This window comes from Arthrobacter sp. Leaf69 (assembly GCF_001422645.1).
In the GTDB taxonomy this organism is placed as follows: Bacteria; Actinomycetota; Actinomycetes; order Actinomycetales; family Micrococcaceae; genus Arthrobacter.
The window spans coordinates 87,065-109,284 of sequence record NZ_LMLR01000013.1 but is presented as its reverse complement, the minus strand read 5'-3'; the positions used below and the strand labels follow the sequence as shown (position 1 = coordinate 109,284).

Genomic DNA, 22,220 nt, shown 5'->3' with positions numbered 1-22,220 from the left:
TTCACGTGGAATAGTCCCTATTTCCTCTTTACTTCATGCTTCTGCGGTGCTACTCCCAGCCGTCCGCGAGCGCTTCCAGAGCAGGTCGACAACCACAGCAAGTGCAAGGATGACCAACAGCGCGGTGGCAGTGGCGGGTTCGTTGACGAGCGTGGTGGTGCAAAACACAACAAACGTCCCCAGGGTCGCGAACAGGGTTGCGATGAGCACAATGAGCTTAGCGCCGGTCTGCCTGTACACCTTGAAGTGGGCCAGGGTGACAGCGGAGAAGACCAGCAGTGCTACGGCGCTTCCGAGCGATGCGATGCTGTTCAGGTTGAACGCCACCACCATGACCGCAGCCAGGCCGGCCATCACCAGCAGTCCGACGGGCACCCGCCGTCGCCCTACGGACCTGCCGAACACCGGCGGAAACTGCCCCACGGAGGCCAGGTGCCGGGTCATACCCACCGAAGGGTAGAGGCTGGCGTTCACGGCCCCGGAGGTGGAGAGCAAGGCGGTGATCACCATCAGCACATAGCCGGCCTGGCCAAGGGTGGGCTTGGCGGCCTCGGCAAGCGCTGTGGCGCCGTATTCGACCACCTGGCCGGCGGTCAGGGTACCGAACACGCCGAGGGATACCGCGACGTATACCGTGGTGGCGACCGCCAACGCCAGATACATGGCGCGCGGCAGTTGCCGGGACGGGTCCGGCAGGTCTTTCGCGGTGAACGTTATGACGCCGAACCCGAGGAAGGCGAAGAATGTCAGTGCCACACTCGCGATGATCTCCCGTACGCCGGGGTAGCCGGATGGGTCAAGGAGCGTGGGGTCCCAGTTGGCGATTGTCACGATCGCGAACACTGACAGGATGGCCAGCACAATCCTCACGATCACGGACTGGACCCTTGCCACTGCTTTGGAGCCGACCGCGTTCAGGACGGTCATGACCAGGATGAGGGCGACCGCGAACACCTTGGCCCAGCCTGGATCACGGTTCGTCAGTACCGCGCTTGCGTAACCACCGAAGGACGATGCCACCATTGCACCGACGATCGCGCCGGTCACGTAGAACAGCCATGACACGATGCCGGTGACGTGCCCCTCACCGAATCCGCGGGCCAGGTAGGCGAGCATGCCCCCGCCTGAGGGATACGCGGCGCCAAGCTTCGCGAACGAGTAGCCCTGCAGACCGGCGATGGCACCTGCCACCAGAAACGACACCCACACCGCGGAGCCCGCGACGGCGCCCGCCGCTCCCAGCAGGGCGAAGATCCCCGCGCCCACCATGGACCCCACCCCGATGAACGCCGCTTGAACCACGGTCATCTGCTTCTTCGGAACGGTGCTCGACATGTGTCCCTCCCTGTGGCCGGGCGCTGGCAGGCACCGGCCTCGCAGGGAGAGTACCACCACGTCCCGGCCGGGGATAGCCTTCGACGACGGGCATCCATGAGGGGTCGGCAGTGAGAGCTTAAGCACACAATCGGGACGGATGCGGGACGGGGTCTAAGCTGGATGGCATGACTCTTGAGTTCTCCCGGCTGGGTCTCGCCCCGGAATTCGTCGAATACACCCGTGGCTGGGACATCCAGCGCGAACTACACGAGAAGGTCGTCGCCGGCGTCGCCCCCAGCACGGTTCTGCTGCTCGAACACGCGGCCGTCTACACGGCCGGCAAACGCACCGAGGACCACGAACGTCCCTTCGACGGCACCCCCGTGGTGCCGGTGGACCGCGGCGGGAAGCTCACCTGGCATGGTCCCGGACAGCTGGTGGGCTACCCCATCATCAAGCTCAGGAACCCTGCCGGGATCCGCGACTACGTGGAGCGGCTCGAGGCCGTGATCATCGCGGTCCTGGCGGACTACGGCATCGCAGCCGTCCGAATCAAAGGACGCGCCGGCGTCTGGATCGACCAGGACGAGAAGGGGCCCGCGCGAAAGATCGCTGCGATCGGCATCCGCGTCCACGAGGGCGTCACGATGCACGGCTTTGCGATCAACTGCAACAACGATCTGGCCCCATACGCCCAGATCATCGCGTGCGGCATTACCGATGCCGGTGTCACCACCATCTCCCACGAGACGGGCCGGGACGTCACCCCCGCCGACCTCGTTTCGCGGATCGTCGAAGAACTGCGCAACAATGAAGAAGCGCTAGTTGCAACCCATGAAGGAGCTCTACTGTGACCCTGGCACCAGAAGGCCGGAAAATGCTGCGCATCGAGCAGCGCAATGCGGCCACCCCGGTGGAACGCAAGCCGGATTGGATCAAGGCCAAGGTCCAGATGGGTCCCGAGTTCGTGCAACTCAAGAACCTCGTCAAGAAGGAAGGCCTCCACACTGTGTGTGAAGAGGCCGGTTGCCCCAACATCTTCGAATGCTGGGAAGACAAGGAAGCCACCTTCCTGATCGGCGGTTCCGAATGCACCCGCCGCTGCGACTTCTGCCAGATCGACACCGGCAAACCCTCCCCCGTGGACGTTTTCGAACCCACCAAGGTGGCCCGGTCGGTCCAGGCGATGCAGCTGCGCTACGCCACTGTCACCGGTGTGGCCCGCGACGACCTCGCGGACGAGGGCGTCTGGCTCTACGCCGAAACGGTCCGCAAGATCCACGAACTCAACCCGGGCACCGGCGTCGAACTCCTGATCCCTGACTTAAGAGGCCGGTTGCCCCAATATCTTCGAGTGCTGGGAAGACAAGGAAGCCACCTTCCTGATTGGCGGCTCCGAATGCACCCGCCGCTGCGACTTCTGCCAGATCGACACCGGTAAGCCCTCCCCCGTGGACGTTTTCGAACCCACCAAGGTGGCCCGGTCGGTCCAGGCGATGCAGCTSCGCTACGCCACTGTCACGGTGTGGCCCGCGACGACCTCGCGGACGAGGGCGTCTGGCTCTACGCCGAAACGGTCCGCAAGATCCACGAACTCAACCCGGGCACCGGCGTCGAACTCCTGATCCCTGACTTCTCCGGCAAACCGGAGCACATCGAGGCGATCTGCGACTCCAAGCCCGAGGTGTTCGCCCACAACGTCGAGACCGTTCCCCGGATCTTCAAGCGCATCCGTCCGGCCTTCCGCTACGAGCGGTCGCTGGATGTCATCACGCAGGGCCGCAAGCTCGGCATGGTCACAAAGTCCAACCTCATCCTGGGCATGGGCGAGACCCGCGAGGAAATCTCCGAAGCTCTCCGGGACCTGCACGAGGCGGCTGCGACCTGATCGAAATCTCCGAAGCTCTCCGGGACCTGCACGAGGCGGCGCTACGAGCGGTCGCTGGATGTCATCACGCAGGGCCGCAAGCTCGGCATGGTCACAAAGTCCAACCTCATCCTGGGCATGGGCGAGACCCGCGAGGAAATCTCCGAGGCCCTTCGCGACCTGCACGAGGCAGGCTGCGACCTGATCACCATCACCCAGTACCTTCGCCCGTCCGAACGGCACCTGCCGGTTGACCGCTGGGTCAAACCGCAGGAGTTCGTGGACCTCCAGGAGGAAGCCGACGAGATCGGTTTCCTCGGCGTCATGAGCGGGCCGCTGGTGCGGTCCTCCTACCGGGCCGGACGGCTCTGGGCCACCGCGATGCGCAAGAAGGGCTGGGAAATCCCGGCCCAGCTCGCCCACATCGAAAGCTCCGGCAGCACCCGCCAGGAAGCCAGCTCACTGCTCGCGGCGCACTCCTGACCACAGCCGCAACGATTACCGCAAAAGGGCCGGCACCGGAGCAATCCGGCGTCCGGCCCTTCGCTGTCCATCACGTAGAATTAAGGCACTATGGCGACTTCCCCTGATTCCAGTAACTCCACTCCGGCTTCTGATGCTCCAAAGCGAGGCCTCTTTTCCCGCAAGCCCAAGGCGGCCAAGGTCAAGAAGCCGAGCCGCCTGAAGCAGATCGGCGAGGTCTTCCAGATGACCCGCCAGCACGATCCGATGGTGCCGTGGCTCATGCTGCTGGCGTTCCTCGGCGTCGTCGCGGTCAGCTTCGTCATCGGATTCCTGCTGGACAACTGGATCACCGGCCTGATCATCGGCATCCCGCTGGGCGTCCTCGCGGCGACCCTGATCCTGTCCCGCCGTGCGGAGCGCGCGGCTTTCGCCCGCATTGAAAACCAGCCGGGCGCCTCCGGCGCTGCGCTGGGCACACTCAAGCGCGGCTGGATCGTCGAAGAGCAGCCCGTCGCCGTGAACCCCCGCACGCAGGACGCCGTCTTCCGCGCCATCGGCCGCCCCGGCGTCGTCCTCGTCAGCGAAGGCCCCAGCTCCCGCGTCAAACCGCTCCTCGACGCCGAACGCAAGCGCCTCGCCCGTATCCTGCCGAACGTCACCATCCACGTGATTGAGAGCGGCCGCGGCGAGGGCCAGGTTCCGATCAGCCAGGTCGCCAAGAAGATGACCAAGATGAAGAACGAACTGACCAAGCTCGAAGTCAGCACCGTCTCCAAGCGCATCTCCTCGCTTGGAAGCCGGCTGCCGATCCCCAAGGGCATTGATCCTTACAAGGCCCGCCCGGACCGCAAAGCAGCCCGCGGACGCTAGGCCACACGCCAGAGAACAGGGACGCCCCGGTACCGCCTTACAGGCTGGCAGCCGGGGCGTTTCCATTGCCCACGACACTTCCACGTCCCGCCGGGACAGAGCCGGAGACTCCGCCATGAAACTGCCATCCACCGCTGCCGTCATCCGCATCTTCCGGATCCTGGCCATTGCCGAGGCTTTCAGCTGGGCCGCGCTGCTGGTGGGCATGTTTCTCAAATGGGTCACCCGGACGACGGAACTCGGAGTCGAGATCGCGGGTCCGATCCACGGGGCGCTCTTTATCGGCTACGGGATCGCGGCGCTGAGCCTGTGGGGCATGCAGCGCTGGCCGTTCCGTGTGGCGTTCTTCGCCGGGCTCTCCGCGGTGTTCCCGTTCGCCACCGTCTGGTTTGAGCGCTGGGCTGGCCGCCGCGGCTACCTGACGGTCAACGCCGGACAGGATGCGGCAACGCCGGCGCAGGAAACCGCCGGCGTCTAGCCGCCACGGTCCGGCGTGGGCCTTCCGGTTAGTAATGCCATGCCACGGGGCCGTCGCCACCGCGCAGCAGCCCCCTTGCCCGCGCCTTGGCACCCCCACGGCACCCATCTGACGCATATGGCCGCTATCCGGAGAGGTTAAGCGGCCCCTCCTGGCGAACGGCTGCCTCCGGTGCCCCCTTGAGGCCCGGGAGCCGTCGGGGCCGTCGACCTCTAAGCCCGCCCCGGCACCGGGAGGAGCTACATCCGGACCAGGACCGTGTTCATGGCCTTGTCGTGCAATCCGCGGTGGTCCGGGTCAAAGATGACGGCGGGGATCACGAGGCACAGCAGCAGGCTGCGGACCAGGGCCGGAACCGGTCCGGCGGGGCCGCCGCCGAGCCGGAGGACGTGGATCCCCACAATGCGGTGGCCGATGCTATAGCCCAGAGTTCCGACCAGCAGGGCCTGTTCCACCGCGAACACGGCCAGGGTTGCCCAGGGATTCCCGGCGAACGCGTAGTTGCTGATCAGCAGCGCGATTCCCCAGTCAATGCAGATGGCAACGATGCGCCGGCCGGCGCGGGCGATGGACCCCGGGCCGGACTCGGGCAGGCCCAGCCGCTCCCCCGGGTACTTCGAGATGCCGGACGTGTCCGGCCCGCTGAGCCATGAGCCTATGTCTTTACGATCAACCACCCTCCAAGACTATCGGCAACGAAGGCCGCTCCGCTCTGTTCAGAGTGTGGACATCCTGGGGCCACACTCTGGTCACGGATAGGCCACGTTGTGGACAGCGACTACCGTTTACATGTCAGGGCATTCTGTAACCTGCCGGAAACAAAGCGGACACCGTGGGGAAATCCCGTGTCCTTAGGGTGGTAACAGTTGCTGGCGGCATAGGAGCGGGGCAGACCTTTGTGTTTACCCCGCTGTCGGACTGCGCTGGACCACACGGCCTGACGGCCAGATCTTTCACATGCATAAGGAGCATAGATGTTCAAGACTGCGGACGAAGTCCTCAAGTTCATCAAAGACGAAGACGTAAAGTTCGTCGATATTCGCTTCACCGATCTCCCTGGCGTTCAGCAGCACTTCAACGTGCCCGCCAAGAGCGTTGACGCGGACTTCTTCGTCAACGGCCAGCTCTTCGACGGATCTTCGATCCGCGGCTTCCAGGGCATCGCCGAGTCGGACATGCAGCTCATCCCGGACGTTACGACGGCGTTCCTCGACACGTTCCGCATGGAGAAGACCCTCGCGCTGAACTTCTCGATCGTGAACCCGCGCACCGGTGACCCGTACCACCGCGATCCCCGCGGCGTGGCCGAGAAGGCCGAGGCCTACCTGGCTTCCACCGGTATTGCCGACACCGCATTCTTTGCACCCGAGGCCGAGTTCTTCGTCTTCGACAACGTCCAGTACCAGTCCTCCCCGCAGGGCAGCTTCTACAAGATCGATTCCGAGGAAGCACACTGGAACACCGGCCGCGAAGAAGAGGGCGGAAACCTCGGCTACAAGACCCCGGTCAAGGGCGGCTACTTCCCGGTCTCCCCCACTGACAAGCAGGCGGACCTCCGCGACGCCATGTGCGTCGCCCTGGACGAGGCCGGCCTTGAGGTTGAGCGCAGCCACCACGAGGTCGGTTCCGCCGGCCAGGCCGAAATCAACTACAAGTTCACCACGCTGACCCACGCGGCTGATGACCTGCAGAAGTTCAAGTACGTCATCAAGAACACGGCCGATGCCTGGGGCAAGTCGGTCACCTTCATGCCGAAGCCGGTCTTCGGTGACAACGGCTCGGGCATGCACTGCCACCAGTCGCTGTGGAACGGTGGCGAGCCGCTGTTCTACGACGAAAAGGGCTACGCCGGCCTGTCCGACATGGCCCGCTGGTACATCGGCGGCCTGCTGAAGCACTCCTCGGCCGTGCTGGCCTTCACCAACCCGACGGTGAACTCCTACCGCCGCCTGGTCAAGGGCTTCGAAGCTCCGGTCAACATGGTCTACTCGCAGGGCAACCGCTCCGCGGGTATCCGTATCCCGATCACGGGCTCGAACCCGAAGGCCAAGCGCATCGAGTTCCGCGCGCCGGACCCCTCCTCCAACCCGTACCTGGCCTTCGCAGCCCAGCTGATGGCCGGCATCGACGGCATCCGCAACCGCATCGAACCGCCGGCACCGATCGACAAGGACCTCTACGAGCTCCCCGCCGAGGAAGCCAAGGACATCCCCAAGGCTCCCGGCACGCTCGAAGAGGCCCTGGATGCCCTGGCCGAGGACAATGAGTTCCTCCAGGCCGGCGGCGTCTTCACCCAGGACCTGATCGACACCTGGATCGAGTACAAGTACGAGAAAGCACCTCCATCCCGGCGAAGAGCTGGTCCAGGTGGACGGCGATGACTTCTTCGAGGGCGATGAAGCTACCTTCACGGTGGGGGCCGCCGGTCGTTCAGCCGCCGCTCGGGACGTGACCGGCCCAGCGACTGACTCAGCGGTGGACCCGGGAGTTGCGAGCGAGGTCAGAACGGCCGGTACATTGTCCGCTGCGGTCCGGCGTCGCCGCCGAGGTACCGGCCGCGGTCCTCGAAGCCGGCCTTGCGGTAGGCGGACTGCCCGGCGGGATTCTCTTCGTTGACCGAGAGCACGACGCCGGTCTGGTCGCCACCGAGGGCGGCCGTGAGTTTCGCCGCGGCCCGCACCGCGGCGTCCACGGCCGGGGCGCCGAGGCCCTTGCCCTGCTGCCGGTGGTCGATCAGGAAGCCGCGCAGCAGCCAGACTGACTCATCATCCGCCCAGCCCGCCAGCGTCGCGGCTCCGGACTGCAGCGTCAGCACGCCCACCGCGGCGCCGTTGGCGTCAATCGCCATGGGGTGGCGGGACTCCTCCTCCAGCCCGATGAGCATCATCCGCAGCGGCTCGCCGACGAACCTGCGCTGCTCGTCGGTGACCCCGAGTTCGGCGATCTCCCCCAGTTTGATGGCGCGGGCGTCGTCGTCGAGATTCTTCAGCGGCATCAGCCACACGTTTTCAGGCATGACAGAAAGCGTACCCAAGCCGGGCGGGACCCGCCGCACGCTACATGGATCAAGCGCTGCATGGACCGCACGCTACATGGACCCAGTCAGAGCGCCGCGTCCTTCGGCGGCCCTGCGGGGTCCATCCAGAACACTTCCCAGAGGTGCCCGTCGGGGTCCTGGAAACTGTGGGTGTACATAAAACCGTAGTCCTGTGCTTCCTCGGACGGCGCCCCGCCGGCCGTGAGCGCCTTCCGGATGACCTCGTCGACGGCCTCGCGGCTGTCCAGGGAGAAGGACATGATGACTTCGGCGGCACCCTTTGCTTCCGCGACGGCCTTCGACGTGAACGTCTTGAAGTAGGCCTCAACGAGCAGCATGACAAATGCGTCGTCGTTGACGATCATGCACGTGGCGTTCTCATCAGTGAAGTCAGGATTGAACGAGAACCCCAACGCGGTGAAGAACTCCACCGTCTTGTCGAGGTCCTGGACGGGAAGGTTCACAAACAGTTGTCTGGGCATGCGGCTAAGGTAGCACCGCGCCCGCGGAGTGTCAGCCCCCGGACGCTCCCCCGGCCGGTTGCCCGGGCCCGCCACAAAACACCTACTGGCCGTAGAAGACCCGTTCGAACACGCTCCGGGCGCGCCGGCTCAACCGCAGGTAATCCTCCTCGAGCGCTGCGGCGTTGCCCTGCCCGTAGCCGCACCAGCGGGCCACCGCTTCCAGGTCCCGGCGGGAGGACGGCAGCACATCCGAGGCCCGGCCGGTCCAGATCACGTTGGCCGACCGGATCCGGCTCGCGAGGCGCCAGGCCCGGAGCAGGATCTCGACGTCGTCCGGTTCGAGGAGCCCGACGGCGGCAGCGCCCTCGAGCGCCTCCACGGTGGACGTGGTCCGCAGTTCCGGGTACTCACCGGCGTGCTGCAGCTGGAGCAGCTGGGCCAGCCATTCGACGTCGCTCAGGCCGCCGCGGCCCAGTTTCAGGTGCCGGGCGGGGTCCGCGCCGCGGGGCAGCCGTTCCGCCTCCACCCGGGCCTTGACGCGCCGGACCTCACGCGCGTCCTGCTCGGAGAGCGACTCCGGGTAGCGGAGCGGGTCGATGAGCGCGACGAAATCGGCCGCGAGCTCATCGTCTCCCGCCATCGGGCGGGCGCGCAGCAGCGCCTGGGCCTCCCAGACGAGCGACCACCGGCGGTAATACTCGGCATAGGATTCGAGTGACCGCACCATCGGCCCGCTCTTGCCCTCGGGCCTCAGGTCGGCGTCGACCATCAGGACGCGCTCGGCGAGGATGGCGGGCTTGAGCGGCTGCGTCAGCAGGCTGGAGAGCCGGCCCACAATCTGCAGGGCCTGCTGCTGGGCCTCGTCCTCCTGGACGCCGGGCAGGCCGCGGTGCACATAGATCACGTCGGCATCCGAACCGTAGCCGATCTCCCGGCCGCCCTGGCGTCCCATGGCTACCACCAGCACATGGGTCTTGAGCGGCTCCCCGGCTGTGACGACGGTTTCCGCCACGCGCAGGGCGCCCAGCACGGCGGCACGGTCGGTGTCGGCCAGCGCCGCGCCCACCTGGTCCTGGTCCAGCAGCCCGGCACTGTCCGCGATCGCAATCCGCAGGATCTCGCGGCGGCGGATCAACCGGATCAGCCGCATGGCGCTTTCCGGCTCCGCGTGGCGGGACATTTTGGAGACAATCTCGAGCCACTGCGCCTCAAAGGTCAGTGGAACCAGGTCCTTGTCCGAGCCCAGCCAGGCCACGGATTCGGGTGAGACCTCCAGCAGATCGGCGATCAGCCGGGAGTTGGACAGCACATGGCAGAGCCGTTCGGCCGCCGCCGTCGAGTCCCGCAGCATGCCGAGATACCAGTGGGTGGTGCCGAGCGCTTCGCTGACCCGGCGGAAGGCCAGCAGGCCGGCGTCGGGATCCACACCCTCCGCGAGCCAGCCGAGCAGGATCGGCAGGAGCTGGCGCTGGAGCGCGGCGCGGCGGCTGACGCCCGCGGTGAGCGCTTCGATGTGCCGCATCGCGCCGCTCGGATCGAGGTAGCCCAGCGCGGCCAGGCGTCCCTGCGCCGCTTCCGGCGTGAGCCTGGCTTCCTCGCTGCTGAGCGCCGCCGCGGTGTTCAGGAGCGGGCGGTAGAAGATGCGCTCGTGCAGCTCGCGGACGGAGCGTTTGGTGCTGCGCCAGGCCGCGGCCAGGGCGTCGGGTTTGGGCCGTTCGCTGGAGAAGGGCCCCAGCATGGCTTTGGCGAGGGCCCGGAGCGAGGCTTCCTTGACTGGCATGAGATGGGTGCGGCGCAGCTGGAAGAGCTGGATCCGGTGTTCGAGGAGCCGGAGGTAGCGGTAGTCCCGGTCGAACTCGGCGGCGTCGGAGCGGCCGATGTATCCGCCCGCGGACAACGCGGCGATCGCCGACGTGGTGTCGCGGCAGCGCAGGGTTTCGTCGGACTTGCCGTGTACCAGCTGCAGCAGCTGGACGGTGAATTCGACGTCGCGCAGTCCCCCGCGGCCCAGTTTGATCTGCCGTTGCTCCTCGTCCGCGGGGATGTGTTCGGTGACCCGGCGGCGCATGGAGCGGACGGACTCCACGAAACCTTCCCGGCCGGCGGAGGACCAGATCAGCGGCGCGACGGCGGCCTCGTAGCTGGCACCGAGCTCGGCGTCCCCGGCGATGGTGCGGGCCTTGAGCAGGGCCTGGAACTCCCAGCTCTCGGCCCAGCGGGCGTAGTAGCTCTGATGCGAGGCGAGGGTCCTGACCAGGGGCCCGGACTTGCCCTCCGGCCGCAGGTTGGCGTCCACCTCCCACAACCCGGGTTCGCGGCCCGGGGACATGATGGCCCGGGAAATGCCGGAGGCCAAGGCCGTGCCGATGGTGTTGGCGCGAGGGTCGTCCAGCTCGCCGGACTCGATCACGTAAATGACGTCGACGTCGGAAATGTAGTTGAGTTCCCGGGCACCGCATTTGCCCATGCCGATGACGGCCAGCCCGACGTCGGCCACCTCCGCGGCGCTGAAGTGCCCGGCGGCCTCGGCGCGGGAGACGGCCAGGGCCGCCTCGATCGCGGCACCGGCGAGGTCGGCCAGCTCGGCGCCGGCGGCGGGCATGAAGTCCAGCGGGTCAGCGGCGCAGAGGTCCTTGACGGCGAGATCCACGAGGCCGCGGCGGTACTCCGTGCGGAGCGCCTCGTAACCTTCCTGCCCCGTCAGTGCGGCGACCGGGCGGGCGGATTTCGGATCGGCGCGCACGGACTGCAGCAGCCGGGCCCGCAGCACGGCCGCGTCCGCGGCGCGCGGTTCCGGGCTGGCCGTCACGTCGAAGGCGTCGAGGTGTTTGGGGTGGCGGATCAGGAACTCGCCCAGCGCCTCCGAGGCCCCCAGCACCCGGTACAGCGGTTCGCTGCGTTCGGGCTCCGCGGCCGCGAGCTTCCGCAAGTCCGGGTGCTTCTCGATCAGCCGGACCAGGGACTGCAGCGCCGTGTCCGGGTTCGCGGCAAGCTGCAGCCCGGCGAAGAGGACGTCCTGGTCCAGGCCCTCCAGTTCGGGGGCCGCCAGCCACCGTTCGCCGTTTTCCAGGTCGCTGAAACCGGCGGCAATGAGGCGTCGTGCCAGGCTCACCGGGGCGCCTAAAGGATGCCGAGGTTGCGCTGCAGCTCGTAGGGCGTGACCTGCAGGCGGTAGTCCTGCCATTCGGCCCGCTTGTTCCGCAGGAAGTGCTCGAACACCTGCTCGCCCAGGATCTGCGGCATCAGCTCGGAGTCCTCCATGGTGCGGATGGCATCGTGCAGGCTGGCCGGGAGCGGATCGTGGCCCATCGCGCGGCGCTCGGCCGAGCTCAGCGACCAGATGTCGTCCTCGGCGGCGGCAGGGAGCTGGTAGCCCTCCTCGATGCCCTTGAGCCCGGCCCCGAGCAGCACGGCGTAGGCCAGGTACGGGTTGGCCGCTGAGTCGATGCCGCGGTATTCGATCCGCGCGGACTGGCCCTTGCCGGGCTTGTACAGCGGGACGCGGACCAGGGCGGAGCGGTTGTTGTGGCCCCAGCTGAGGTAGCTCGGGGCTTCGCCGCCGCCCCAGAGCCGCTTGTACGAGTTCACGAACTGGTTGGTGACCGCGGTGAACTCGGGGGCGTGCTTGAGGATGCCGGCAATGAACTGCCGCGCCGTTTCGGAGAGCTGGAACTCGGCCCCGGCCTCGTAGAAAGCGTTCGTGTCGCCCTCGAAGAGCGAGAAGTGCGTGTGCATGCCCGAGCCCGGATGCGCCGTGAACGGCTTCGGCATAAAAGTGGCGTAGGTGCCCTGCTGCAGCGCGACCTCTTTGATCACGGTGCGGAACGTCATGATGTTGTCGGCGGTCTGCAGCGCGTCCGCGTAGCGCAGATCGATTTCGTTCTGGCCGGGGCCCGCCTCGTGGTGGCTGAACTCGACCGAAATGCCGACCGATTCGAGCATGGTCACGGCGGTGCGGCGGAAGTCCTGGGCGACGCCGCCCGGGACGTGGTCGAAGTAGCCTCCTTCGTCCACCGGCACCGGAGCGCCGTCTGGTCCCGGGTGCTGGGACTTCAACAGGTAGAACTCGATCTCGGGGTGCGTGTAGCAGGTGAAGCCCATGTCAGCGGCCTTGGCCAGGTTGCGCTTGAGGACGTTGCGCGGATCCGCGGCGGAGGGTTCGCCGTCGGGCGTCAGGACGTCGCAGAACATACGGGACGTCGCCTCCGTCTCGCCGCGCCAGGGCAGGATCTGGAAGGTGGCGGGATCCGGCTGGGCCAGCATGTCCGATTCGAAGACACGGGCGAGGCCTTCGATCGAGGAGCCGTCAAAGCCCAGGCCTTCCTCGAAGGCCCCTTCGACCTCGGCCGGGGCGAGCGCCACGGATTTCAGTGAACCCACGACGTCGGTAAACCAGAGCCGCACGAACCGCACGTCGCGCTCTTCGATTGTCCGCAGGACAAACTCTTGCTGGCGGTCCATAGTGGCCTCTTTCCGGTTCAACGTCCGTGCCCGGGGCCCCACCTGACTCCCGCCAGGCATGGTCCCGCAGCTGCTCAGGATTCACTTTACTAATCATTGCCAGTGATTGCTGGAGCAGCCGACTCACGTAACACAGCGTTAACATACGGTTCCGGGGTCCAGTTGCCGGAAGCCGGTGCCCGAAGGCCCGACACGGAGTCGGTTCACCGGGCGGTGTGATGTGTTTCACCGGCCCGGTGGCCGGAACGCGGTAGCTAGGACGCGCGGTATCGCACTACGCTCGTGCCATGGCCACAAGCAAAAGCCCCGATTCCAGCATGCCCGCAGCAGAAGTAACGGCTCCTTACGGCAACGGCCCCTCGGCCGCCGGCGCCGCCCAGCCGGCCGCATCGGCAGCAGGGACTGAGCCGTCCCGGAAGCCGGCGGCGAAGATCCGCACCCACCACCTGCGCCAGGCGAAACTCAACGGTGAGCGCTTTGCCATGCTGACGGCCTATGACCAGTACACGGCGGAAATCTTCGACCAGGCCGGCATCGAGGTCCTCCTGGTGGGAGACTCCGCCTCGAACAACGTGTTCGGCAACGAAACCAGCCTGCCCGTCACCGTGGACGAACTGCTCCCGCTGTGCCGCGCCGTCACCCGCTCCGCCCGGCGCGCCCTCGTGGTGGCGGACCTGCCGTTCGGCAGTTACGAGGTCTCCGCGCAGCAGGCTGTGGCCACCGGCGTGCGGTTCCTCAAGGAAGGGCTCGCCCACGCGGTCAAGATCGAGGGCGGCAAGTTCTACGCGGAGACCGTGCGGGCCATGGTCCAGGCCGGGATTCCTGTGATGGCGCACATCGGCTTCACCCCGCAGAGCGAGCACGCGCTCGGCGGCTACCGGGTCCAGGGCCGCGGCGATGACGCCCAGCGCCTGATCGACGACGCTGTCGCCCTGGCCGACGCCGGCGCGTTCTGCGTGTTGATGGAAATGGTTCCGGCGGAGACGGCGGCGGCCGTGGACGCCGCCGTCGACGTCCCCACTGTCGGCATCGGCGCCGGCAACGCCACCACGGGCCAGGTCCTGGTGTGGCAGGACATGGCGGGCCTGCGCGGCGGCAGGATGGCCAAGTTCGTCAGGCAGTACGCGGACCTGCGCACCTCCCTCAGCGATGCCGCCAAGGCGTACGGCGAGGACGTGCGGTCCGGTCAGTTCCCCGGCCCCGAGCACTCCTTCTAGGCACCCGCTGCCGCTGTCCTAACGGGTCCCCCACTGCGGGTTCGCGGCGTCACCTCATCCTTCACGAACGATGCGGAGGACCGCCATTACGAGCAGGCTGGCGGTTGAGGGCCTGCATCGGGCCCCGGCAGAAGTTCCGCCATTCCGGCCGGATTCGCGAGCGACGCGATGGGCCAGACACCGGGGGACATTAGTGGAGGAGTAGCCATGGACTCAATTTCGACTGACTTCTGGGACGTCCTGCTGTGGAGTTTCTGGTTCTTCATCTGGATTGCGGCCCTGATGGTCTGGTTCCGCTGCCTGTTCGACTTGTTCGGCGACCACACGCTCAGCGGCTGGGGCAAGGCCGGCTGGTCGATACTGCTGATCTTTGTCCCCTGGCTCGGAGCACTCATCTACCTGATCGCCAGGGGCCGCAGCATGACGGAGCGGCAGATGAAGGCAATAGCGGAACAACAGGCCGCCCAGCAGGAGTACATCCAGCAGGTCGCCGGCAAGTCCGCCTCCCCGGCCAGCCAGATCGCCGACGCCAAGGCGCTGCTCGACTCCGGCGCCATCAGCCAGACCGAATTCGATTCCCTCAAGGCCAAGGCGATGGCCTGACCTGACCACGGGCTGCGCCGCGGTCCGCTGCAGTCGGTCCACCGTGCGGTCGGACCCCTGCAGTCGGGTCACGGTGCGGTCGGTCAGCGGTGCGGGCGGTCAGGGGTGCGGGCATGAGAATTACCTGGCTTGGCCACTCGTCGGTGGTTCTCGATCTGGACGGGATCCGGATCCTGACCGATCCGCTGCTTCGTCCCCATGCCGGGTTTTTGCGACGCCTGGCGCCCCGGCCGGACCCTGCGTCGTGGAACCGGCCCGACGTCGTGCTTCTCTCCCACCTGCACCACGATCACGCCGAACTGCGCTCCCTCCGGATGCTGCGCGGGGCAGTCCTGATGAGCGCGCCGGCCAACGCCGACTGGTTACGCCGCCGAACGCAGATGCCTGCGGTTCCCCTGGGGGACGGTTGGGTCCAGGTGGGCAGCGGAGTCGAGATACGCCAAGTGCCGGCCGACCATGGTCAGCGTCCCATGCCGCACCGGCCCAACGACGCCAATGGCCAGCTGGTCCGGGGCCCGTCGGGCGTCGTCTGGATCGCCGGTGACACCGGGTTGTATCCGGAGATGGCGGCGCTCCCGGCCATGGCGGGCGGACCCATCGACGTCGCCCTGGTGCCGGTGTGGGGGTGGGGACCAAAGCTCTCCGGCGGGCATCTGACGCCCGAGACCGCGGCCCGGGCGGTCTCAGCGAGCGGCGCGCGGTTCGCCTTGCCGGTGCACTGGGGAACGCTGCACCCGCCCTTCGTCAACCACTTCGCGCGGAGCTGGCTTGAACTGCCGGGGCGCCGCTTCGCTGACTCTGTGGCGGATCAGGCTCCCGGCTGCTCGGCAGTGGTTCTCGCCCCCGGCCAGTCCTGGACTGTGCCGGCGTGAGCCGAAGGCCCGCAACCGGCACAGTTTCGCTTCTTAACCGGTCTCTTTTGAACGGGTCTCTTTTGAACCGGTCGCATTTCAACCGGTCGCATTTCAACCGGTTCCCGGGTTCGCATCAGGGCTGGACGTCCCGCAGGGTGAGGCGCTGGCCACAGGATTCGAGCATTGCCACCAGCACCCGGTGGAGCTGATCGGCCCCCTCTATCCGCTCCGGCAGCCCCGCCATAAGATCGGCCGGGCCCAGCAGCACCGCGCGGTCCTGCCAACCGCCGAGACCCCCGTGGGATCCGACCAGGCCCTCGAACGCTGCGACGTCGCCGGTCACCGGATCGACCGTGCTGTTGACGTACAGATCCGGTGCCTCGCGAAGCAGCAGGGCGCGCAGGAGCACCCGCGCCGCGTGGGGACCGAAGCCGGCCAACGGGTTGGTCCCTTCCACGTCACCGCTGGTGAGGTTGAGGCGCCCGCCGCTCCCGATCGCCCACGCCCGGCCTTCGTCGTCGATGCCGGCGACGAACGCGACGCCGGGGTGCCCCGCCAGGCCGGGGACCAGCGCCGGCCATTCCCGGTCGAGCCCCTGGAGCGTCCAGCGCCGGTCACCCCGCACGTAGACCAGGCCCAGGTTGCCCGAGCCCAGCACAACCACCGGCTCCTCGGCGGCGTTGCCTGGAGCGGAGTCGCCGGCTGCCGGCGTCTGCTGGGCCTTTGCCAGCCCCTCGCCGGCCCGGACGGCGAGCTTTCCTGTCATCCCGCCTGCCGCGACGTCGCCGGCAATGGAGTCCGCACGCCCCAGCCCTTCGACGGACGCGTCCACATTCTGCACGTCTTCCTGCATGAGTTCCGCACACAAATCGCCGAGCGACTGGCCATACCGGTCAGCGAACGGGGTGCCCTGGGACTGGCCGTGGTCCGAGAGCACCACCAGCCGGTAGCGGCGGGGAGCGTCGGCAGCGAGCTGTGCCAGCGATCCCAGCGTGCGGTCCAGGCCATCCAGGGCGGCGAGCGACTCGGGCCGGAACATGCCCGCGTGATGGGCGATTTCGTCGTAGTCAACGTAGTCGACATAGATGCTCTTTGTTCCGCGCCGCAGTTCTTCGGCGACCAGGGCGGTGTTGAGGTCGCGCAGCAGCCCGTTGGTCACTGCCCGCAGTAGTGCGAAGGTCCAGTCGCGGTGCACACGCGGGTCGAGGTCACGCCTGACCTGACGCCGGGCCTGCCAGCGTTCCTTGACGATCTCCCCGACGGTCCGGGTGAGGCTGCGCATAAAACCGTTCGGGGAAGTGAAAAACCACGCAAACGCACGCCGGGTTTGCGTGGAGCCGCGCTGGACCTCCACCCTGCTCATCGTCATGAGCGCCCGGGGCGCGTCCCCGGTGAACAGGTTCGAAATGGAGACGCCGTCGTCGCTGAGCAGGCCGCGGCCGGTGCTGTGCCATTCTTCGATCACCCGGGCGTCCGCCGGACGGTTGGCCACCAGGACCCGGTTGAGGTCACGGTCGTACCACCGGAACGCCGGGATCCCGTCAACGGTGCCGTGCAGGATGCCCAGCTGGCTGGCCGGCGTGGTGCACGGCAGCTGCGGAGTCCACTCCCTGAGCACGTAATCCCCCGACGCCAGCCAGCGCCGCACATGCGGCACGGCCCCGGACTGGACCGCCCATTGCAGTACCGGGAAGGGGACACCGTCGAGCTGCACGAACAGGACGCCGTCGACCTCCGGGTCGGCCACCGTCTGCTGCCGGCCCGCCCTGCCGGCCAATGAGGTGATCAGGCCGTCATCAGTACCGGCCGTGGTGGTCCACGAGATGAGCGTGCCCACGGCCGCACTCACCCAGGTGGCGGCAAAGGCCGTCCACGCCGTCGACTCGATGCCGGGCACCAGCAGGATAGCCACGTACATGATGAGGGCCTGCCCGAGGAGGGCGGTAAGCAGCACCGCCAGCCAGCCCACCCGCGCCGAAACCTCCACCAGCACCGGGCGGAGGACCAGGCCGACGACGCCGGCTGCCGCGGCCACGGCGGCGTACGACCACCAGCTGCTGGCCGAGAATCCCGGCAACAGGGCACCGGTGACAATCAGGGCAACCGTCGAGGCAGCCCAAGCTGCGGCCAGCCTGGCCAGATCGGAGAATCGGGCGCCGCGGGTGCGGGTAACGCTCGTCGGCATTTTCCCAGTATGGCCGGGCCCAACCGGCAGGCCCTCATCCGCGCCGGGTGAGAAAATCAGCCCCGCAATCCAGCAGGAATGCCCACAAGGGCCGGCCGGGCGGCCCAGCGGCGACGCGCACGAGCACCGCCGGCCGGACTCTCGCCCGCGGGGGGCTAATCGTCCTCGTCGCCCTTTTCCCAGGATTCGTTGCGGGCCTTGACCTTCTCGAGGGCGTGTTCGGCCTCTTCGCGCGTCTTGTAGGGGCCAATCAGCTGGCTCCAGTCGGACATGGCGTCCTCTTCAACCGCGTGTGTGTTGACGTTGTACCAGTACTCCGGCATTGATGCTCCTTGCGCTGATGTTTCTTGGCGTTTGTTTATTTGCCTCCGGCATCGCCTTATATGATCAATCTATGCCTTCTCTAGCCTCGACTGCACCCATCGGCACCCTCGTCCCGGGAACAGTCAGCCCGCAACGTTCCGTTCCGGCGTCGATCCCGCGCCCCGAATACGTGGGCAAGCCCGGACCGGCCAAGTTCACCGGCTCGGAGATCAAGTCGGCGGAGACCATCGAGAAGATCCGGATCGCCTCACGGATCGCCGCGCAGGCCATCGTGGAGGTCGGCAAGCACATCCAGCCCGGCGTCACCACGGACCAGCTCGACCGTGTGGGCCACGAATTCCTGCTCGACCACAACGCGTATCCCTCCACCTTGGGTTACCGCGGCTTTCCCAAGTCGCTGTGCTCGTCATTGAACGAGGTCATCTGCCACGGCATCCCGGACACCACCGTGGTCCAGGACGGGGACATCCTCAACATCGACATCACCGCCTTCGTCGGCGGCGTGCACGGCGACACCAACTACACCTTCCTGGTCGGCGACGTCGACGAGGAATCGCGGCTGCTCGTCGAGCGCACGCAGGAATCCCTGAGCCGGGCCATCCGGGCCGTGGCCCCCGGCCGCGAAATCAACGTGATCGGCCGCACCATCGAGTCCTATGCAAAACGCTTCGGCTATGGCGTGGTCCGCGACTTCACCGGCCACGGCGTGGGCGAGGCCTTCCACACCGGCCTGATCATCCCGCACTACGACGCCGCGCCCGCCTACAACACTGTGATGGAGACGGGCATGGTGTTCACGATCGAACCCATGCTGACACTCGGCACCGTGGACTGGGACATGTGGGCCGACGACTGGACCGTCGTCACCCGTGACCGCAAACGCACCGCGCAGTTCGAGCACACCCTGCTCGTCACGGAGTCCGGCGCGGAAGTCCTGACCCTCCCCTGATTCCCACGAGAAGATCCCGGTCTTCTCCGGTCGGCCCTGCGCCGCCCCCTCCTAGCCCTGCCCCTGACCCTTCCACGAACGGAACCACATTGGCCAAGAAGGACGAGAAGTCGAAGAAGAACGCCCCGCTGATCGGCATCGACATCGGCGGCACCGGCATCAAGGGCGGGATCGTCGACCTGAAAAAGGGCAAGCTGATCGGTGACCGGCTCCGCATTCCCACTCCGCAGCCCTCCACGCCGGAATCCGTGGCCGAGGTGGTCGCCCAGGTGGTCGCCGAGCTGTCCGCCCGCCCCGAGGCGCCGGCCCCCGACTCGCCGGTGGGTGTCACCTTCCCCGGTATCATCCAACACGGTGTGGTCCACTCCGCCGCCAATGTGGACAAGTCCTGGCTGGAAATGGACATCGATGGCCTGCTGACTGCCCGGCTGGGCCGTCCAGTGGAGGTCATCAACGACGCCGACGCCGCCGGCCTCGCCGAGGCCCGCTTCGGCGCGGGCGAGTTCGTGAAGGGCACCGTCCTGGTCATCACCCTCGGCACCGGAATCGGTTCCGCGTTCATCTTCGACGGCAAGCTCGTCCCCAACGCCGAGCTCGGACACCTGGAGATTGACGGATTCGACGCCGAAAGCAAGGCCTCAGCCGTCGCCCGCGAACGGGACGGCCTGAGCTGGGAGGAGTACAGTGTACTGCTGCAGCGCTACTTCTCGCATGTGGAGTTCCTCTTTTCCCCCGAACTGTTCATCGTCGGCGGCGGCATCTCCAAGCGCGCGGACGAATACCTGCCGCGGCTGCAGCTGCGCACGCCGATTGTCCCGGCGGAACTGAAAAACGACGCCGGCATCGTGGGGGCCGCCGTCGAAATCGCGCTGAAGCACAAACTGGCGAAGTAGCCACACGAGGCGAGGTAGCCAGAAGAGCTATCACTCCGGGTCGTTCTGAACGCTGGGAACGACCCGGAGTTATAGCTCTTTGTTGTGTGTGGTGCCGGTGGTGGCTGCGGCTTCCCCTCCGCTGCCACCACCGGAGTCTATGGGCAGATTCCGCCGGTTGAGGACCGCTGGTACTAGAGCGGGCTCTTCTGCTGGCTGGTGCCTTCGCGCCCCTTGGTCTCGGCCTCATGGCGGAGCAGGGAAATGGCGGCTTCGAAGTCCTCGAGGGACTCGAAGGCCTGGTAGACGCTCGCGAAGCGCAGGTAGGCGACCTCGTCGAGCTTCTGCAGCGGGTTGAGGATGGCCAGGCCGACTTCATGCGCATCGATCTCGGCGGCGCCGGAGGCGCGGATCGCTTCCTCGACTTCCTGCGCGAGCATGGCCAGGTCGTCTTCCGTGACGGGACGGCCCTGGCAGGCTTTGCGGACGCCGTTGATGACCTTGCTGCGGCTGAAAGGCTCGCCGACGCCGGACCGCTTGATCACCGTGAGGCTGGTGGTTTCGACAGTCGTGAAGCGGCGCCCGCATTCGGGACACTGCCGGCGGCGGCGGATGGCCGAGCCGTCGTCGGCGATCCGGCTGTCCACCACGCGGGAATCAGGGTTGCGGCAAAACGGGCAATACACGTTGTTTCCTCCCCTGTCGCAAAGCAGACGGCCGAACTGGTCGATGTGAATACAGCAGTCGACGTGAATACAGCAGTCGACGTGAGCACGCCAGCAATTCTCGGAGCCGTTGGCTCCGACATCAGTTTACGACTAGATGTAGCTGAATAACAAGCCTGTAATTACTACATGTTGTGGTTAGTGGCCCCGGAGAACCGGGCCGTTACGGCCTCGCCGTGGGCGGGAAGATCCTCCGCTCCGGACAGGCTCACGATGTGCCCGCTGACCTCTTCCAGTGCGGCACGGGTGTAGTTGACCACCTGGATGGCTCGCAGGAACGTGGTGACGTTCAGTCCGGAGGAGAACGCTGCCGTGCCGCTGGTCGGCAGCACGTGGTTGGAACCTGCGCAGTAGTCACCCAGGCTCACGGGGCTGTAGTCCCCCACAAAGATCGCACCGGCGCTGCGGATCCGGCCCGCGACGCCGGCCGCGTCCGCCGTCATGATTTCCAGGTGTTCGGCCGCGTAGGCGTTGCACGCCGCGATGCCCTGTTCGAGGTCGTCCACCAATACGACGCCCGACTGCGGGCCGGAGAGCGCCTCCCGGACCCGGACGCTGTGCTTGGTCGCTGCCGCCTGGCGGTCCAGTTCGACGCGCACGGCGTCGGCGAGGGCCTCGGAGTCCGTCACCAGGACGGACGCGGCCTTGGGGTCGTGCTCGGCCTGGCTGATCAGGTCGGCGGCAACCAGTCCCGGCTGTGCGGTGGCGTCTGCGAGGATCGCAATCTCAGTGGTGCCCGCCTCCGAATCGATGCCGACGACGCCCTTGACAAGGCGCTTGGCCGTGGCGACGAAGACGTTGCCCGGGCCGGTGACGACGTCCACCGGGTCCAGTCCGGCGGTGTCCCCCGCGCCGGGGATGCCGTAGGCGAAGGCCGCGATGGCCTGGGCGCCGCCGATGGCGTAGACCTCGTCGATCCCGAGCAGGCACGCTGCGGCCAGGATGGTGGGGTGCGGCAGTCCGCCGAAGTCCTTCTGCGGAGGAGAGGCCAGGGCGATGGATTCGACGCCGGCGGCGAGGGCCGGGACGACGTTCATGATCACGGAGGACGGGTAGACGGCCAGGCCGCCGGGGACGTAGAGGCCCACCCGGGCAACGGGCACCCAGTTCTGGCTGACCACCGCGCCTTCGCCGAGTTCGACGTCGGTGTCCGCCGGGCGCTGCGCGTCGGCAAAACGGCGGGCGCGCTTGATGGACTCTTCCAGTGCGGCACGTACGGCGGGATCGAGCCCTGCCAGCGCCGCCGTCAGGGCGTCGGCGGGGACACGGGGGTGCGACTGCTCCACGCCGTCGAAGGTCCGGGCGAGCTCGCTGAGCGCGTCGAAGCCCCGGGTGCGGACGGCGTCGATGATGTCCAGGACTTTCTGCTCGGCATCAGCCCTGGTGCCTGCCTGCGCGCGGGGAACCGCGGCACGGAGCCCGGCGAGGGTGAGCCGCTGGCCGCGCAGGTCGACGGTGCGGAAGTTGAGTTCGGCGGGTACCGGGGGCGCATTAACGGCGGGCACGGTGCTGTCAGCTGAAGGGGTCACCCG

Annotated in this window: 20 protein-coding genes and 2 pseudogenes; 12 read left to right on the top strand and 10 right to left on the bottom strand. The window is 67.2% G+C overall.

All coding sequences use genetic code 11. From position 1 onward, the window contains the following. Window positions 1-33 precede the first annotated feature (33 nt). Window positions 34-1,335 carry an APC family permease gene (locus tag ASE96_RS13500; protein WP_056431300.1) on the bottom strand — a complete coding sequence of 434 codons (1,302 nt, stop codon included), beginning with the start codon at window positions 1,333-1,335 and terminating at the stop codon, window positions 34-36. Window positions 1,336-1,502: 167 nt separating this feature from the next. On the opposite strand from ASE96_RS13500, the gene lipB reads away from it, so the two are divergent. The 6 genes and pseudogenes from lipB (at window position 1,503) to ASE96_RS13480 (ending at window position 4,997) form a co-directional block, all read left to right on the top strand. Continuing rightward, window positions 1,503-2,171 carry a lipoyl(octanoyl) transferase LipB gene (gene lipB / locus ASE96_RS13495; protein ID WP_056431298.1) on the top strand — a complete coding sequence of 223 codons (669 nt, stop codon included), beginning with the start codon at window positions 1,503-1,505 and terminating at the stop codon, window positions 2,169-2,171. 23 nt (window positions 2,172-2,194) lie between these two features. Continuing rightward, the gene (locus ASE96_RS18885; protein WP_082492735.1) at window positions 2,195-2,758 is read left to right on the top strand and encodes a lipoyl synthase; all 564 of its coding nucleotides are present in this window, start codon (window positions 2,195-2,197) and stop codon (window positions 2,756-2,758) included. Next, window positions 2,646-3,228: pseudogene (locus ASE96_RS18880) on the top strand (lipoyl synthase); the annotation flags it as partial. The gene ASE96_RS18885 and the pseudogene ASE96_RS18880, both read left to right, overlap by 113 nt. 16 nt (window positions 3,229-3,244) lie before the next feature. Continuing rightward, a pseudogene (locus tag ASE96_RS18875) lies at window positions 3,245-3,667 on the top strand (lipoyl synthase); the annotation flags it as partial. Between the two features lie 90 nt (window positions 3,668-3,757). Further along, window positions 3,758-4,519 carry a DUF4191 domain-containing protein gene (locus tag ASE96_RS13485; RefSeq protein ID WP_056431295.1) on the top strand — a complete coding sequence of 254 codons (762 nt, stop codon included), beginning with the start codon at window positions 3,758-3,760 and terminating at the stop codon, window positions 4,517-4,519. A gap of 115 nt (window positions 4,520-4,634) precedes the next feature. Continuing rightward, complete coding sequence (locus ASE96_RS13480) at window positions 4,635-4,997, top strand: DUF3817 domain-containing protein (protein ID WP_056431292.1); 363 nt, start codon at window positions 4,635-4,637, stop codon at window positions 4,995-4,997. Window positions 4,998-5,236: 239 nt separating this feature from the next. Here the strand turns inward: ASE96_RS13480 and ASE96_RS13475 are convergent, their stop codons facing one another. After that, on the bottom strand, window positions 5,237-5,674 hold the full coding sequence (locus ASE96_RS13475; RefSeq protein ID WP_056431289.1) for an RDD family protein: 438 nt from the start codon (window positions 5,672-5,674) through the stop codon (window positions 5,237-5,239). Window positions 5,675-5,971: 297 nt separating this feature from the next. Here ASE96_RS13475 and glnA (ASE96_RS13470) point away from each other — a divergent pair, with 297 nt between their 5' ends. Beyond that, window positions 5,972-7,378, top strand: coding sequence for a type I glutamate--ammonia ligase (gene glnA, locus ASE96_RS13470; protein ID WP_056431287.1), 1,407 nt, complete (start codon window positions 5,972-5,974; stop codon window positions 7,376-7,378). Window positions 7,379-7,497: 119 nt separating this feature from the next. Here the strand turns inward: glnA (ASE96_RS13470) and ASE96_RS13465 are convergent, their stop codons facing one another. The 4 genes from ASE96_RS13465 to glnA (ASE96_RS13450) all read right to left on the bottom strand — a co-directional run bounded on the left by ASE96_RS13465 (window position 7,498) and on the right by glnA (ASE96_RS13450) (window position 12,959). Further along, window positions 7,498-8,013 carry a GNAT family N-acetyltransferase gene (locus ASE96_RS13465; protein WP_056431283.1) on the bottom strand — a complete coding sequence of 172 codons (516 nt, stop codon included), beginning with the start codon at window positions 8,011-8,013 and terminating at the stop codon, window positions 7,498-7,500. Window positions 8,014-8,099: 86 nt separating this feature from the next. Next, complete coding sequence (locus ASE96_RS13460; RefSeq protein ID WP_056431280.1) at window positions 8,100-8,516, bottom strand: VOC family protein; 417 nt, start codon at window positions 8,514-8,516, stop codon at window positions 8,100-8,102. Window positions 8,517-8,598: 82 nt separating this feature from the next. Next, entirely contained in the window at window positions 8,599-11,610 is a 3,012-nt protein-coding gene (locus ASE96_RS13455) for a bifunctional [glutamine synthetase] adenylyltransferase/[glutamine synthetase]-adenylyl-L-tyrosine phosphorylase (RefSeq protein ID WP_056431277.1), read from the bottom strand. An 8-nt stretch (window positions 11,611-11,618) separates the two neighbouring features. Then, complete coding sequence (gene glnA / locus ASE96_RS13450) at window positions 11,619-12,959, bottom strand: type I glutamate--ammonia ligase (protein ID WP_056431274.1); 1,341 nt, start codon at window positions 12,957-12,959, stop codon at window positions 11,619-11,621. 287 nt (window positions 12,960-13,246) lie between these two features. On the opposite strand from glnA (ASE96_RS13450), the gene panB reads away from it, so the two are divergent. The 3 genes from panB (at window position 13,247) to ASE96_RS13435 (ending at window position 15,651) form a co-directional block, all read left to right on the top strand. Then, a complete protein-coding gene (gene panB, locus ASE96_RS13445; protein WP_056431271.1) occupies window positions 13,247-14,176 on the top strand; it encodes a 3-methyl-2-oxobutanoate hydroxymethyltransferase in 930 nt (309 codons plus the stop codon). A 207-nt stretch (window positions 14,177-14,383) separates the two neighbouring features. Next, window positions 14,384-14,779: an SHOCT domain-containing protein gene (locus tag ASE96_RS13440; RefSeq protein WP_056431268.1), complete on the top strand. Its 396-nt coding sequence runs from the start codon at window positions 14,384-14,386 to the stop codon at window positions 14,777-14,779. Between the two features lie 113 nt (window positions 14,780-14,892). Further along, window positions 14,893-15,651, top strand: coding sequence for an MBL fold metallo-hydrolase (locus ASE96_RS13435; protein ID WP_056432187.1), 759 nt, complete (start codon window positions 14,893-14,895; stop codon window positions 15,649-15,651). Window positions 15,652-15,766: 115 nt separating this feature from the next. Here ASE96_RS13435 and ASE96_RS13430 read toward each other — a convergent pair whose 3' ends face one another. After that, window positions 15,767-17,818 carry a phage holin family protein gene (locus tag ASE96_RS13430; protein ID WP_056431265.1) on the bottom strand — a complete coding sequence of 684 codons (2,052 nt, stop codon included), beginning with the start codon at window positions 17,816-17,818 and terminating at the stop codon, window positions 15,767-15,769. A 155-nt stretch (window positions 17,819-17,973) separates the two neighbouring features. Beyond that, complete coding sequence (locus ASE96_RS19190; protein WP_156367602.1) at window positions 17,974-18,141, bottom strand: SPOR domain-containing protein; 168 nt, start codon at window positions 18,139-18,141, stop codon at window positions 17,974-17,976. Between the two features lie 71 nt (window positions 18,142-18,212). Between ASE96_RS19190 and map the strand changes: the two genes are divergently transcribed. Together map and ppgK are read left to right on the top strand one after the other, a co-directional pair. After that, the gene (gene map, locus ASE96_RS13425; RefSeq protein ID WP_056431261.1) at window positions 18,213-19,091 is read left to right on the top strand and encodes a type I methionyl aminopeptidase; all 879 of its coding nucleotides are present in this window, start codon (window positions 18,213-18,215) and stop codon (window positions 19,089-19,091) included. 89 nt (window positions 19,092-19,180) lie between these two features. Next, window positions 19,181-19,984, top strand: a complete 804-nt coding sequence (gene ppgK / locus ASE96_RS13420; protein WP_056431258.1) for a polyphosphate--glucose phosphotransferase — start codon at window positions 19,181-19,183, stop codon at window positions 19,982-19,984. A gap of 173 nt (window positions 19,985-20,157) precedes the next feature. Here ppgK and nrdR read toward each other — a convergent pair whose 3' ends face one another. Further along, window positions 20,158-20,649: a transcriptional regulator NrdR gene (gene nrdR / locus ASE96_RS13415; protein ID WP_082492733.1), complete on the bottom strand. Its 492-nt coding sequence runs from the start codon at window positions 20,647-20,649 to the stop codon at window positions 20,158-20,160. Between the two features lie 164 nt (window positions 20,650-20,813). After that, a complete protein-coding gene (hisD, locus tag ASE96_RS13410) occupies window positions 20,814-22,217 on the bottom strand; it encodes a histidinol dehydrogenase (RefSeq protein WP_056431256.1) in 1,404 nt (467 codons plus the stop codon). Between the last annotated feature and the right edge of the window lie 3 nt (window positions 22,218-22,220).

What these genes read in the sequence shown, in the direction of transcription:
- ASE96_RS13500 (WP_056431300.1), bottom strand. Translation starts at nt 1,335, where the DNA reads ATGTCGAGCACCGTTCCGAAGAAGCAGATGACCGTGGTTCAAGCGGCG.
- lipB (WP_056431298.1), top strand. Translation starts at nt 1,503, where the DNA reads ATGACTCTTGAGTTCTCCCGGCTGGGTCTCGCCCCGGAATTCGTCGAA.
- ASE96_RS18885 (WP_082492735.1), top strand. Translation starts at nt 2,195, where the DNA reads ATGCTGCGCATCGAGCAGCGCAATGCGGCCACCCCGGTGGAACGCAAG.
- ASE96_RS13485 (WP_056431295.1), top strand. Translation starts at nt 3,758, where the DNA reads ATGGCGACTTCCCCTGATTCCAGTAACTCCACTCCGGCTTCTGATGCT.
- ASE96_RS13480 (WP_056431292.1), top strand. Translation starts at nt 4,635, where the DNA reads ATGAAACTGCCATCCACCGCTGCCGTCATCCGCATCTTCCGGATCCTG.
- glnA (WP_056431287.1), top strand. Translation starts at nt 5,972, where the DNA reads ATGTTCAAGACTGCGGACGAAGTCCTCAAGTTCATCAAAGACGAAGAC.
- ASE96_RS13465 (WP_056431283.1), bottom strand. Translation starts at nt 8,013, where the DNA reads ATGCCTGAAAACGTGTGGCTGATGCCGCTGAAGAATCTCGACGACGAC.
- ASE96_RS13460 (WP_056431280.1), bottom strand. Translation starts at nt 8,516, where the DNA reads ATGCCCAGACAACTGTTTGTGAACCTTCCCGTCCAGGACCTCGACAAG.
- glnA (WP_056431274.1), bottom strand. Translation starts at nt 12,959, where the DNA reads ATGGACCGCCAGCAAGAGTTTGTCCTGCGGACAATCGAAGAGCGCGAC.
- panB (WP_056431271.1), top strand. Translation starts at nt 13,247, where the DNA reads ATGGCCACAAGCAAAAGCCCCGATTCCAGCATGCCCGCAGCAGAAGTA.
- ASE96_RS13440 (WP_056431268.1), top strand. Translation starts at nt 14,384, where the DNA reads ATGGACTCAATTTCGACTGACTTCTGGGACGTCCTGCTGTGGAGTTTC.
- ASE96_RS13435 (WP_056432187.1), top strand. Translation starts at nt 14,893, where the DNA reads ATGAGAATTACCTGGCTTGGCCACTCGTCGGTGGTTCTCGATCTGGAC.
- ASE96_RS13430 (WP_056431265.1), bottom strand. Translation starts at nt 17,818, where the DNA reads ATGCCGACGAGCGTTACCCGCACCCGCGGCGCCCGATTCTCCGATCTG.
- ASE96_RS19190 (WP_156367602.1), bottom strand. Translation starts at nt 18,141, where the DNA reads ATGCCGGAGTACTGGTACAACGTCAACACACACGCGGTTGAAGAGGAC.
- map (WP_056431261.1), top strand. Translation starts at nt 18,213, where the DNA reads ATGCCTTCTCTAGCCTCGACTGCACCCATCGGCACCCTCGTCCCGGGA.